9 protein-coding genes are annotated in these 12,652 nt (G+C 67.6%); 2 read left to right on the top strand and 7 right to left on the bottom strand.

What is annotated here, in order from left to right:
• Positions 1-40: 40 nt before the first annotated feature.
• Complete coding sequence (locus tag C2U58_RS04605; protein WP_102944741.1) at positions 41-2,323, bottom strand: patatin-like phospholipase family protein; 2,283 nt, start codon at positions 2,321-2,323, stop codon at positions 41-43.
• Between the two features lie 116 nt (positions 2,324-2,439).
• On the opposite strand from C2U58_RS04605, the gene C2U58_RS04600 reads away from it, so the two are divergent.
• Positions 2,440-3,216, top strand: coding sequence for a HipA family kinase (locus C2U58_RS04600; RefSeq protein ID WP_102944740.1), 777 nt, complete (start codon positions 2,440-2,442; stop codon positions 3,214-3,216).
• Positions 3,194-3,583 (top strand): DUF3037 domain-containing protein, encoded by a 390-nt coding sequence (locus C2U58_RS04595; protein ID WP_102944739.1) that lies wholly within the window; start codon positions 3,194-3,196, stop codon positions 3,581-3,583. The genes C2U58_RS04600 and C2U58_RS04595 overlap by 23 nt, the downstream gene beginning before the upstream one ends.
• A 1-nt stretch (position 3,584) precedes the next feature.
• On the opposite strand, the gene C2U58_RS04590 is transcribed toward C2U58_RS04595, so the two are convergent.
• The 6 genes from C2U58_RS04590 to C2U58_RS04565 all read right to left on the bottom strand — a co-directional run bounded on the left by C2U58_RS04590 (position 3,585) and on the right by C2U58_RS04565 (position 12,628).
• Positions 3,585-6,116, bottom strand: coding sequence for a membrane-bound PQQ-dependent dehydrogenase, glucose/quinate/shikimate family (locus tag C2U58_RS04590; RefSeq protein ID WP_102944738.1), 2,532 nt, complete (start codon positions 6,114-6,116; stop codon positions 3,585-3,587).
• A gap of 233 nt (positions 6,117-6,349) precedes the next feature.
• A complete protein-coding gene (gene gyrA, locus C2U58_RS04585) occupies positions 6,350-9,064 on the bottom strand; it encodes a DNA gyrase subunit A (protein WP_102944737.1) in 2,715 nt (904 codons plus the stop codon).
• A 169-nt stretch (positions 9,065-9,233) separates the two neighbouring features.
• On the bottom strand, positions 9,234-10,295 hold the full coding sequence (gene mtnA, locus C2U58_RS04580; protein ID WP_070206387.1) for an S-methyl-5-thioribose-1-phosphate isomerase: 1,062 nt from the start codon (positions 10,293-10,295) through the stop codon (positions 9,234-9,236).
• Positions 10,296-10,313: 18 nt separating this feature from the next.
• Positions 10,314-10,973 (bottom strand): DUF3011 domain-containing protein, encoded by a 660-nt coding sequence (locus C2U58_RS04575; RefSeq protein WP_102945013.1) that lies wholly within the window; start codon positions 10,971-10,973, stop codon positions 10,314-10,316.
• 228 nt (positions 10,974-11,201) lie between these two features.
• Positions 11,202-12,146 (bottom strand): EF-P lysine aminoacylase EpmA, encoded by a 945-nt coding sequence (gene epmA / locus C2U58_RS04570; RefSeq protein ID WP_102944736.1) that lies wholly within the window; start codon positions 12,144-12,146, stop codon positions 11,202-11,204.
• Positions 12,143-12,628 carry a GNAT family N-acetyltransferase gene (locus tag C2U58_RS04565; protein ID WP_102944735.1) on the bottom strand — a complete coding sequence of 162 codons (486 nt, stop codon included), beginning with the start codon at positions 12,626-12,628 and terminating at the stop codon, positions 12,143-12,145. The genes epmA and C2U58_RS04565 overlap by 4 nt, the downstream gene beginning before the upstream one ends.
• Positions 12,629-12,652: the final 24 nt, after the last annotated feature.

The raw sequence follows: 12,652 nt of genomic DNA, 5'->3' as shown, positions 1-12,652 counted from the left end.
GCAACTAAGATCAATCGATTGATCTTAGTTTGACCAAGCCCTAGAACCCGTCCAGCGTCCGCAACAACGACCCGAACGTGAGGTAGAACGCGTCGTGCCCGCCTTCGGCGCGGCCGTAGCCCAGGAACACCGGGCCGAGGAAGGTGTCGGCGCCGACGAAGATGCTGCCGGCGCTTTGCATGCCGTCGGTGTCCACCTGGTCGCGCGCGGCCCAGTAGCCGCCCCACTCCAGGCTGCCGCCCACGTACAGCGGAATGGTCAGCAGGGAATCGGCGTGGGCCACGCGGCGGTAGTACACCATCCGGGCCAGCGCGGTCTGCGGGGCGAAGATCGATTCTTCGGGGTATCCGGACAGGTTGCCGAGTCCGCCCAGGAAGCCGTAGGTGGCGAGCAGGTCATCGCCGCCGTGCGCGGACGACGCGCGCACGCCGCCCAGCCAACGATTCCGGCCGTGCGACCAGGCACCGTCCCACTGCAGGCGGGTGACGGCTGCCGGGTTGTCGGTGCCCAGCGCGCCGAGGTAGTGCTGGCGGGTCAGCGACAGGCGCTGGCCGCGGCTGGGGAAGGCGGAACTGTCGATGGAATCGTGCCGCAGCTGCCAGCCCACGCTGCCCATGTCGGCGCGGTAGTTGCCCAGCTGGGTCGGATTGCCGATATCCAGTCGCGCGCGCTCCTGGCCACGCTCGAGGAAGGTGGCGAATTCCCAGTCCGGATGCGGTGAGTACGCCCAGCGCAGGCCACCGTACCACTGGCTGTAGCGATATTGCGCCAGCGAGCCGCCCTGCTCCAGTACCAGGTCCAGGTCGGTGGCACGGTAACGCGCATACGTGGACAGTGCGTGGCGGCCACTGCCCCCGAACGGGTGGTAGTACTCGGCGAACAGTTCTTCGACTTCGCCCAGGCCCGCGCGCAGCTTCAATTCGGCGCCCTGCTCGCTCAGGCCGGTTTTCGTGTACTCGCTGATCAACTGGTAGTTGCTGGTGCCGTTGAAATCGTCGGACAGGCGCAGCGCGAAGTGCAGGAAATCCGGTCCCCAGCGTTTGTCCTGCGGGGCGATGACCAGCCCGAGCTCGCCTTCGCGGTCGTCCAGTCGCCATTGCACCTGTTCGTAACGGCCTTCGCCATAGGTCAATGCGACCTGGCGCTCGATCGTCTCCGGCTGCAGCGGCTGGCCCAGTTGCGGCTGCAGGCGTTGTTCGATCACGCGCGGGGTGCGGGTTTCGCCGCGCAGCACGTCGACGAATGCGACGATGGGTGCTTCGAACGCGGGCGGCCGATGCTGTTGCTGGAAGGCCGCGTACTGCCGTGGGCTGACCTGGTAGCGTTCAATAGCGGTCACTTCGGCCTGCGCCGCCTGCTCGCCGACGCCCACCGCCTGTGGGGAATGGTTGAAGTCCTGGCTGCCCATCGTGCCCAGCGGCGGGGTGATCAGCAGGTCCTGCGGACCCAGCGTGGCCAGCTGCGCGTCGACCACGCGCTTCATCAGCACGCCGGCCATCTGGTGGCTGATCGCCAGCGGCGAATCCAGCCGTTCTTCATCCATCAGCGGCGTGCCGACACGCACCACGATCAGGCGCTGGGCCCCGAGCTTGCGCGCTTCGTCGATGGGCAGGTTGTCGACCACTCCGCCGTCGACCAGCAGGCGGCCCTGGTAGCGCACCGGCGCGAACACGCCGGGCACCGACATGCTGGCGCGGATCGCCAGCGCCATGTCGCCTTCGGAAAACACCACCTTGTCGCCGGTGACGATGTCGGTGGCTACCGCGCGGAACGGGATTGGCAGCTGGTCGAAATCGCGCACCTGCCACGTCGGCAGCAGCAGGCGACGCAGCAGCATTTCGAGCTTCTGGCCCTGGATCAGCCCACGCGGGAAGGCAATCTTGCCGTTGCTGACGCCCACCTCGACCCCGCCGAGCAGGCGCAGGTCGTCTTCCTTGCGACGCATGCTGCGTTCGTTGCGCGGCGGCTTGTCGCGCAGTACTTCGGCCCAGTCGATGCCATCCAGCACGGTCTCGATCTCATTGGCCGAGTACCCGGAGGCGTACAGGCCTCCGACCACCGCGCCCATCGAGGTGCCGACGATGCAATCCACCGGCACGCGTTCGCGCTCCAGCACCTTGAGCACGCCGATATGCGCCGCGCCGCGCGCGCCGCCACCGCCGAGGACCAGGCAGGTGCGCGGGCGTTCGGAATGGCGCTGTGGGTCGGCGTCTGGCGTGGCCGGCTGGGCCGACGCGGCCAGCGGCAGGAAAATCGCCGCCATGAGTGCCAGAAGGCGGGGCAGCCCCACCTTGGCACGCGACGGACGCGGGTCATCCTGCATGGCGTTTCTCCTTGAAGCCTCCTGCTGCCGGTAGACCGCACTGTGCCTGCCACGCCAGCGTGCGTCCAGACCAGACCCGGTAAGATGGCGCCGCTGCCCCTTTACCTGGATGCCCCTTGCGTACCGTCCACGCGCTCCGTTACATCACCCCGCTCCGCGAGGGTGGCTCCCTGCCCGCCGTGGTCGAGACCGACGACGAGGGCATGGTCGTGCTCAAGTTCCGTGGCGCCGGCCAAGGGCCGAAGGCGCTCATCGCCGAGCTGATCGCCGGTGAAATGGCGCGAACGCTGGGCCTGCCGATCCCGGAAATCATGTTCGTTGAGCTGGACCGCGAGTTCGCCCGTACCGAGCCCGATCCGGAGATCCAGGACCTGATCCGTGCCAGCGAAGGGCTGAACCTGGGCAGCGATTACCTGCCCGGCGCGATCAATTACGACCCGGCCGCGATGCCGGTGGACGCCGACCTGGCCTCGCGCATCGTGTGGCTCGATGCGTTCATCAGCAACGTGGACCGCACCGCGCGCAACCCGAACCTGATGGTGTGGCATCGCAAGCTGTACCTGATCGACCACGGTGCGGCGATGTACTTCCACCACGACTGGGCCAACGCGGGTGACGCCTGCGAAAAGCCGTTCGTGCTGATCCGCGACCAGGTCCTGCTGCCGTTCGCGTCGAAGATCGCCGAGGTGGACGCCGAACTGGCCGCCCTGCTGCCGGATGCAGAAATCGAGCGCATCGTGAACCTGGTACCGGACAGCTGGCTGGTGGACGAGCCGGCGTTCGACAGCCCTGCGTCGTATCGCCAGGGATATATCGATTACCTGAAGTGCCGCCTGCAGGCGCGCGCCGCGTTCGTACAGGAGGCCGTCCGTGCCCACGCTGCATACGTATGACTATGCGGTCATCCGCGTGGTACCGCGGGTGGAGCGCGAAGAGTTCATCAACGTCGGGGTGATCGTGTCCTGCCCGGGGGCGAAGCACCTGCAGGCGGCGATTGAAATCGATCCGGCGCGGATGCGGGCGTTCGCGCCGTCGCTGGATGTGGAAGCGCTGCAGCCGTGGCTGGATGCGATTGTGGCGATCTGTCGCGGCGATGCGACGGCCGGTCCGATCGCGCAGCTGCCCGCACGGTCGCGCTTCCATTTCCTGACTGCAAAGCGCAGTTCCATCGTGCAGATGTCGAGCACGCATGTGGGGCGCACGGCGGACCCGCAGGGCGTGGTGGAGCATCTGATGCGGAAGATGGTGCGGGTGGTGTGATCTACTCGCGCCCCTTCGGCAACGCATAGGCCATCACGTAATCTCCTGCAGGCGTCTCCATGAAGTGATGGCCGCCGGCCATGATCACCACGTACTGGCGGCCGTCGTATTCGTAGACCATCGGGTTGGCCTGGCCGCCGGCCGGCAGCTTGGCGTGCCAGAGTTCCTTGCCGGTCTTGATATCAATCGCGCGCAGCAGGTCATCGGTGGCAGCGGCGATGAAGATCAGGCCGCTGGCGGTGATTGCGGAGCCGCCGTTGTTGGGCGTACCGATTTCAATCGGCAGGCCGGAACGGATGCCGAACGGGCCATTGCCGCGCGCACTGCCGAACGGGCGGTCCCACAGCAGCTTGCCGCTGCGCAGGTCGATGGCGCGGATGCCGCCGTACGGCGGTTGCTTGCACAGCAGTTTGGTGAACGGCAGGCGCCAGCCGGCGTTGACGTCGATGGCGTACGGCGTGCCGGTCTGCGGGTCCCCTGCCCCTTCGGCACCGCCGCGGTCGGCGCGCACCATTTCGCGCGGCACCCAGCCCTTGCGGTCAGCTTCGGCGCGCGGCACCAGGCGGTTGTAGTTGGGCATGTCGTTGTAGTTGGCCACGATCACGCCATGGCGCGGGTCCACGGCGACGCTGCCCCAGTCCGAACCGCCGTTGTAGCCGGGATACTCGATGGAATGCCGGTCGGCGGTGGGCGGCGTATAGAAGCCCTGGTAGCTGGCCTTGCGGAACTGGATGCGGCAGACCAGCTGGTCGATCGGGGTGATGCCCCACATGTCGCGCTCGGTCAGGTCCGGCTTGCGCAGCGTGTGATACAGCGAAAACAGCTGGGTTGGCGCGCGCTGGTCCGGCTCCACGCCACCGCCAGGCACCGCGCGCTCTTCGGCCGGGGTCAGCAGTTCGCCGGTGCGACGATCGAGCACGTACAGGTCGCCCTGTTTGGTCGGCAACAGCAGCGCGGGCACCTTGCCGGCGGCGGTCGGGAAGTCGACCAGGGTGGCCTGCGAGCCAAGGTCGTAATCCCAAACGTCCTTGCGCACGGCCTGGAAATTCCACACCGGTTTGCCGGTGGTGACGTCCAGCGCCACCAGCGAGGTGGCATAACGGTTCTGGTTTTCGGTGCGCGACCCGCTCCAGTAATCGCCGGCGGAATTGCCCATCGGCAGGTACACCAGGCCCAGCTGCTCGTCGCCGGTTGCGGTGGTCCACATGTTCGGGGTGCCACGTGTATAGGTTTGCCCCTGCGGCGGCAGTCCGCTGCGCTCGGGTGCGTCCATGTCCCAGGCCCAGCGCAGCTTGCCTGTTTCCGCGTCGTACGCCTGGATCACGCCGGACGGTGCGTCGCGGCGCTGGCCGTCGAGCACCTGGTGGCCGGTGACAACGACCCCGCGCACGATCGCCGGTGGCGAAGTGATCGACACATAACCGGGCGGCACGTCGCCCATGCCCAGGGTGATGTCGACCTGGCCGTTGTTGCCGAAGCCCGGGCACGGCCGGCCGGTGGCGGCGTCGACCGCGATCAGGCGGCCGTCGAGCGTGCCTTCGATGATGCGTGCCGCGCACAGCGCGCGGTTGCCCGGCGCCAGTGGGCGCGAGCCGAGGCTGGGGGAGGCTTCGGGCAGGGCCAGGTCGGCGGCGACGTCGGCCAGCACTGGGTCGACCTGCGGCACGCCAGGCACTTCGTAGTACGACACGCCGCGGCAGGCGGCGGTGTACGGAATGCTGGCGTCCTTCACCTTCGGGTTGAAACGCCAACGCTCCTTGCCGGTGGCCGCGTCCAGTGCGATCAGCTGGTTGCGCGCGGTGCACAGGTACAGGGTGTCGCCAACCTTCAGCGGCGTGGTTTCGGCGCCCCAGCGCTTCTTCGGCAGGTCGCTGGTGCGAAACTGCCAGGCCAGCTCGAGCGTGCCGACGTTGGCCGGGGTGATCTGCTGCAGCGGCGAATAGCGGGTGGCCGCGTTGCTGCGACCCCAGGCGGTCCAGTCGCCGGGGGCGGGTTCGTCTGCCGGTTGCGGGCTCGCTTCTTTGGTGGGCGCCAGGCCTGTACCGGTGACGTCGACCGGGAACGCCTGGGTGCCGGCCACGGCGCCGTGCGGCACGAAGGCCAGCGCGAACGCCACGACGAACACGACCCCGAGCACGCCGGCAAGCGTGCGCGACACCCGGCGCGGTACCGGCGTGCGGAGGGTCGGCAGCAGCAGCGCGAGCAGGAGACCCAGCGCGGTGACCAGGCCGAGCCGCGGTACCCAGCGCCAGTAGTCGCTGCCCGATTCCCACCCGGTCCACAGCGCGGTGCCGACGAATACCAGCAGGTAAGCCCAGGCACCGCTGCGGCGGTTGCCCCAGAGCAGGACGCCGGCGACCACCATGCCGGCGCCGGCCAATGCGTAGTACCAGGAGCCGCCGAGTTGAACGAGCCAGGCGCCCAGGCCGCCGAGGACCAGGCCGAGGATGATCAGGAGGATCGCGAGCACGGTGATGAGCGGGTGGCGCGCGGGCGCCACCACGGACGGTTCGGACGACGGTGCAGCGGACATCGGTGTTCTCCCCGGTACGGCGGAACCCTGGATGCTGCCGGCCTCCCCTGCGGGCCGGTTTTTTGAAGCTTATGCCTGTTGGGGTGTGAATGTCGTGCGTATTTTTGCGGCTTCGGAAGCTGCGCGAGGGCCGGCCAACGGCCGGCGCTACCGGGTGGGGCGAATTCCGCGGCAGCGGAAACGAACAACGCCGGCGTTTGGCCGGCGTTGTTCGGTGTTGCGTGGCGGTTCGATCAACCCTGCGGATTTTCGTCGCCGGTGGCCGGTGCTGCTGCCGCTTCGACCGGAGTTGCGGCTGCTTCGGCTTCGTCCTCGACGTCGTCGATGGAGGCGTCCATCCGCTCCACCGCCTGCAGCTTTTCGTCCTTGGACAGGCGGATCAGGGTCACGCCCTGGGTGTTGCGGCCCACGCGCGAGATTTCCGAACCACGCGTGCGCACCAGGGTGCCGCCGTCGGAGATCAGCAGGACCTCGTCGCGCGAGCCCATCAGCACCGCGCTGACCAGCTTGCCGTTGCGCTCGGTGGTCTGGATGCCGATCACGCCCTGGGTGCCACGACCCTTGCGCGGGTAATCCGGCAGCGGGGTGCGCTTGCCGTAGCCGTTCTCGGTCGCGGTCAGGATGTACAGCATGCTGTCGTCGTCGCCGCCTTCGATCACGGCATCGCCGTTCTCGACCGCGGTTTCTTCGACCTGCACGTCGTCTTCGTTCTCGTCATCGCTGCCGCCGGCACGCTCGGCCACGATCAGGCTGACCACTTCCTCGCCCTTGGCCATTTTGATGCCGCGCACGCCGGTGGCGGTACGGCCCATCGAACGGACCCGGTCTTCGCCGAAGCGCACGGTCTTGCCGTTGGAGGCAAACAGCAGGATGTCGCGGTCGCCGTCGGTCAGGCCGACACCGACCAGCGCATCGCCCTCGTCGAGGTTGATGGCGATCTTGCCGCGCGCCAGGCGGAACGCGAACTCGCTCAGCGGGGTCTTCTTGACCGTGCCGTTGCGCGTGGCGAAGAACACGTACTGGCCTTCGGCATACTCACGGACCGGCAGCACCGCCTGCACGCGCTCACCGTTCTCGAGCGGGATCCAGTTGATGATCGGACGCCCACGCGCATTCGAACCGGCTTCGGGCAGCTGGTGCACCGGCAGCCAGAACACCTTGCCCGAACTGGTGAAGGTCAGCAGCGTGTCGTGCGTGTTGACCAGCCACAGCTGTTCGATGAAATCTTCTTCCTTGGTCGCTGCCGCACTGCGGCCACGGCCGCCACGGCGCTGCGCGCGGTAGGCGCTGACCGGCTGGCGCTTGACGTAGCCGGCATGCGACACGGTCACCACCACGTCTTCCGGCGCGATCAGGTCGAGGATGTCCAGGTCTTCTTCGCTGTGGCGGATCTCGGTGCGGCGTTCGTCGCCGAACTCGGTGCGCACGTTGACCAGCTCTTCGCGGATGACCTGCAGCAGGCGGTCCGGATCTTCCAGGATGTGGATCAGCCCGGCGATGGTTTCCAGCAGCTGCTTGTACTCTTCGGTCAGGCGGTCCTGCTCCAGCCCGGTCAGGCGGTGCAGGCGCATTTCCAGGATCTGGGTGGCCTGGATCTCGGTCAGCTGGTAGCCGCCTTCGATCAGGCCCACGCCCTTGGGCAGGTCTTCCGGACGCGAGGTTTCCGCGCCGGCCGCACCCAGCATCGAACCGACCAGGCCCGGTTCCCAGAGGCGCGCGAGCATGCGTTCGCGGGCTTCATTGGGATTGGGCGAGGTCTTGATCAGTTCGATCATCTCGTCGATGTTGGCCAGCGCAACGGTCAGGCCTTCCAGCACGTGGGCACGGGCGCGTGCCTTGCGCAGCTCGAACACGGTACGGCGGGTGACCACTTCGCGGCGGTGGCGCACGAAGGCCTCGAGCATCTGCTTGAGGTTCATCAACTGCGGGCGGCCGTCGACCAGCGCCACCATGTTGATGCCGAACACCGACTCCATCTGGGTCTGCTGGTAGAGGTTGTTCAACACAACTTCCGCCGACTCGCCGCGCTTGATTTCGATGTAGATGCGCATGCCGTCCTTGTCGGACTCATCGCGTAGCTCGCTGATGCCTTCGAGCTTCTTTTCCTTGACCAGCTCGGCGATCTTCTCGATCAACCGGGCCTTGTTCACCTGGTACGGGATCTCGGTGACGATGATCGATTCGCGGCCGTTGTCGGCCACTTCGATATCGGCCTTGGCGCGGATGCGCACCCGGCCACGACCGGTGCGGTAACCGGCGACGATGCCGGCGGTACCGTTGATGATGCCGGAGGTCGGGAAGTCCGGGCCCGGGATGTACTCCATCAGGCCGTCAACGTCGATCTCCGGGTTTTCGATCAGCGCGATGCAGGCGTTGATCGACTCGGTCAGGTTGTGCGGCGGGATGTTGGTGGCCATGCCCACCGCGATGCCGGCCGAACCGTTGACCAGCAGGTTTGGGAACCGGGTCGGCATGACCGTCGGCTCCAGTTCCTTTTCGTCGTAGTTGGGCTGGAAATCGACAGTTTCCTTGTCGATGTCGGCCATCAGCTCGTGGGTGAGCCGCGACATGCGGGCTTCGGTGTAACGCATCGCCGCGGCGGAGTCGCCGTCGACCGAACCGAAGTTACCCTGGCCGTCGACCAGCATGTAGCGCAGCGAGAACGGCTGCGCCATGCGCACCAGGGTGTCGTACACCGACTGGTCGCCATGCGGGTGGTACTTACCGATGACGTCACCGACGATACGCGCCGACTTGTAGTACGGCTTGTTGCTGTGCGCGTTCAGTTCGTTCATCGCGTACAGCACGCGGCGATGCACCGGCTTGAGGCCGTCGCGTGCATCCGGGAGGGCGCGGCCCACGATCACGCTCATGGCGTAATCGAGATAGCTCTTGCGCATCTCGTCTTCCAGGTTGACCTGGATGATTTCCTTGGCGTTTTCTGCCATTCGGGTTCCGTTGTCTGGTAGCGGTCCAGTCCGTCGCGCCGGCCCTTGCGGGGCGGCGGCGCCGGAATCTCGATTAACTGATCGAGTCTACCACAACGGAGGGTGTTTAGCCGCTGTTTACGGGGTTTTTACCGGCATAAATCAGGGACTTACAGGTATTCCGAGAGTCTCAGCCGAAGGCGGCCTGCATGTTGGCGACGGTGGGGTTCAGGATCACGCCCTTCTCGGTCACGATGGCGTCGATCAGCTCGCCCGGTGTGACGTCGAAGACCGGGTTCCAGGCGGCAATGCCTTCGGCCACCGTACGGGTGCCGCCGACGCCGTACAGCTCGCCGGGGTCGCGCTGCTCGATCTCGATCTGCGCGCCGTCGGCGGTGTCCATGTCCACCGTGGAGGACGGCGCCACCACCATGAACTTCACCCCGTGGTGGCGGGCGGCGATCGCCAGCTGGTAGGTGCCGATCTTGTTGGCGGTATCGCCGTTGGCGCAGATGCGGTCGGCGCCCACGATCACCCACTGCACCGCACCGGTCTTCATCAGATGCGAGGCGGCCGAGTCGGCGATCAGGGTGGCGTCGATGCCGTCCTGCTGCAGCTCCCACACGGTCAGGCGCGCGCCCTGCAGCCACGGCCGGGTTTCGCCGGCGAACACGCGGCCGATGCGGTGCTGGGCCATGCCTGCGCGGATCACGCCCAGCGCGGTACCAAAGCCGGCGGTGGCCAGCGAGCCGGTGTTGCAGTGGGTCAGCACGCCGCTGCCGGCGTCGATCAGGCCGGCGCCCAGCGCGCCCATGTGGCGGTTGGCGGCCAGGTCTTCCTCGGCGATGGCCTGCGCTTCATCGGCCAGCACCTGCGCCCAGTCGGCGCCGGCCGGGGCCAGCGCGCGACGCATTCTTGCCAGCGCCCAGGCAAGATTCACGGCGGTCGGGCGCGAAGCGTTCAGGCGCTGCAGGGCCGGTTCGAGCTTGGCCAGCGCCTGGGCGCCGTCGTCGGCCTGGACCTGCTGCGCGGCCAGCACCACGCCCCACGCGGCGGCAATTCCGATCGCCGGGGCGCCACGCACGGTCAGCGCGTGGATGGCCTCGGCCACCGCGTCGCTGTCACGGCATTCCACGTGCTCCACCACGAACGGCAGCTTGCGCTGGTCGAGCAGCTGCAGGGAATCGCCGGTCCACAGGATCGGCCGGATATGGTCGTAGCGGGCGTAATCGATGTCGGGGGATGCGTTCATGCCCCCATTGTAACGGGTTCAGTTGACCTGGAATTCGGCCCGGCAACCGTTGTCGACCCACACCCCGCGCGTGTCCCAGCCCCAGCTCCGGCCTTCCTCACAGGGGCTGCCGGAGAGCTGCTTGACCAGTACCGCGCTTCTGCTGATCCCGGCACCGCAGAACCGTCGCTGGCGGGACTTGGATTCGCAGACCACGGTGCGCGGCACGTTGAGGAAACCGCTGCCGTCGGCCGCACCCACTTCAAAATCGCCCTGACAGCCGCGGGTGACCCAGATCTCGTTGCGCTTGACGCCCCAGCTGTGGCCTTCGCGGCACGGCAACGCGCCCAGCTGGCGTAGCAGGCGCACCGGTGCGCCCTGCAGGATCACCGGGCAGCTGCTGGGGCGGCCGTTGGATTCGCAGCGCACCACGCGGCGCACGTTGCGACCGGGATCCTTGTCGGCGCCGGAGGGATTACGGCTGCGGAACTCGGCCCGGCAGCCCAGGGTGACCCACACGCCGGTGCGGTCGGTGCCCCACTCCGAGCCACGCACGCAGCTGTTGTCGGAGAGCTGGCGGACCAGGTCGACGCCGTTGGCCACCGGCATGTCGCAGTGCACCCACTCCATGTCGCGTGACTGGCAGCGCACGACCTGGGCGCTGTAGCCGGTCTCGGCCTGGGCAACGGCGGGCAGCATGCCGGCGCACAGCACCAGGCCCAATGCAGACAGCGTCCAGCGCGGCGCACCCCATGACGGCATGCCCCACGTCGTTGCCGACGTCATTGGTCCAGCCGCTTGCACCTGCGTCATCACCACCCTTCCCGCCGCCACTGAACGATTACGTCGACACCATCCGACATCGGGTGTGATCAGAGCATCATCATGCGCAACGCGCAAGACAGGCGCATGGCGATGCGCACGGATTCAGGCGTGCGCGAAGTCGAACGCAAGCACGTCGGCGATACGCCCGGTGCGGTTCATCGCCATCAACAGCCGGTCCACGCCGACCGCCACGCCGGCGCAGTCCGGCAGTGACGGCAATGCCTCGATGAGGTGTTCATCCATCGGCGGCAGCACCGCGCCGCGTGCGCTTCGCAGCGCGTGGTCGCGCGCGAAGCGGGCGCGCTGTTCGGTCGCATCGTTCAGTTCGTGGTAGCCGTTGGCCAGCTCGACCGCACCGAGGTACAGCTCGAAACGTTCGGCCAGCGGCGGCGTGCCCGGGCGCACCCGCGCCAGTGCGGCCTGGGTGGCCGGCCAGTCGTGCACCACGGTCATGCAGTCGTCGCTGAAATGCGGCTGGATGCAGTGGGTCATCAGCAGGTCCAACCAGTCGTCGCGGGTCAGTCCCTCTGGGTCGATGCGGATGTCGGCCAGCGGCGCCTGCAGTTCCGCGTCGGTGGCGTCGAACGGGTCCAGCCCGACGTGCCGGCGATACAGGCTGCGGTAGTCCAGTACCTCCAATCGGGCGTCGCGCTGCACCAGCGCCAGTGCGGCACGCACCAGCGCAGCGGTTTCCTCGATCAGGCGGTGGTGGTCCCAGCCGACCCGGTACCATTCGAGCATGGTGAACTCCGGGTTGTGCCGGCCACCGGCCTCGCCGTTGCGGAACACCCGGCCGAGCTCGTAACAGTCGCCGACGCCCGCCGCGAGCAGGCGCTTGAGCGGGTACTCCGGGGAGGTGCGCAGCCAGCGCTGCGCCGTGCCGGCATCGGCGTGGCCACTGAAGCGGGTGTGGAAGCTGTCGATGTTGGGTTCGGTGTTGCCCGCCGCCGACAGGATCGGGGTTTCCACTTCCAGCACGTCGCGTTCGGCAAAGAAGCGCCGGATCAGCGCGTTCAACGCGGCGCGCTGGCGCAGTGCGGCGATCACGCGCGCGCGTCCCGCAGGCGCTTGGCCAGCTGCAGGGTGAGCAGGCTGCGGGTGTCGTCGACATAGCCGGTGGCGACGTACAGGCGCCGCGCCAGTTCGTTGTGGTGGTTCACTTCCAGGCGCATGCGCTCCACGCCGCGCGCGTTGGCGCGCTGTTCGAGGATGGCCAGCGCCTGCTTGCCGCGCCCGCGGCCGCGTGCGGCGTGGCTGAGGTACAGCTCGTCGAGCAGCGCGAAATGGCCGCCCTGCTCCAGGCTGAAGCCCATGGCCAGCGCGGCGTGGCCGACCACTTCACCGGTTTCGGACAACCACAGCAGCACCTCGCCATTGCGCGGGTCTTCCAGCAGCGCGGCCAGTGCACGGCGCACGCGTGCTTCCTCGAAGTCCAGGTGGTCTTCGGCGTAGAACTCACGCATCAGGCCGATGACCAGTTCGGTGTCGGCGACGGTGGCAAGGCGGAAGTCGAGGGGTGCGGTGTGCATGGGGTGTCCTTTGAAACGGGGGTT

It is taken from the genome of Stenotrophomonas sp. VV52 (assembly GCF_002893095.1).
GTDB lineage: Bacteria > Pseudomonadota > Gammaproteobacteria > Xanthomonadales > Xanthomonadaceae > Stenotrophomonas > Stenotrophomonas aracearum.
Note: the sequence above shows the minus strand (reverse complement) of the source record. Positions and strands in the feature narration are given on the sequence as shown.

What these genes read in the sequence shown, in the direction of transcription:
- gyrA (WP_102944737.1), bottom strand. Translation starts at nt 9,064, where the DNA reads ATGGCAGAAAACGCCAAGGAAATCATCCAGGTCAACCTGGAAGACGAG.
- C2U58_RS04565 (WP_102944735.1), bottom strand. Translation starts at nt 12,628, where the DNA reads ATGCACACCGCACCCCTCGACTTCCGCCTTGCCACCGTCGCCGACACC.
- C2U58_RS04575 (WP_102945013.1), bottom strand. Translation starts at nt 10,973, where the DNA reads ATGCTGCCCGCCGTTGCCCAGGCCGAGACCGGCTACAGCGCCCAGGTC.
- C2U58_RS04605 (WP_102944741.1), bottom strand. Translation starts at nt 2,323, where the DNA reads ATGCAGGATGACCCGCGTCCGTCGCGTGCCAAGGTGGGGCTGCCCCGC.
- C2U58_RS04590 (WP_102944738.1), bottom strand. Translation starts at nt 6,116, where the DNA reads ATGTCCGCTGCACCGTCGTCCGAACCGTCCGTGGTGGCGCCCGCGCGC.
- mtnA (WP_070206387.1), bottom strand. Translation starts at nt 10,295, where the DNA reads ATGAACGCATCCCCCGACATCGATTACGCCCGCTACGACCATATCCGG.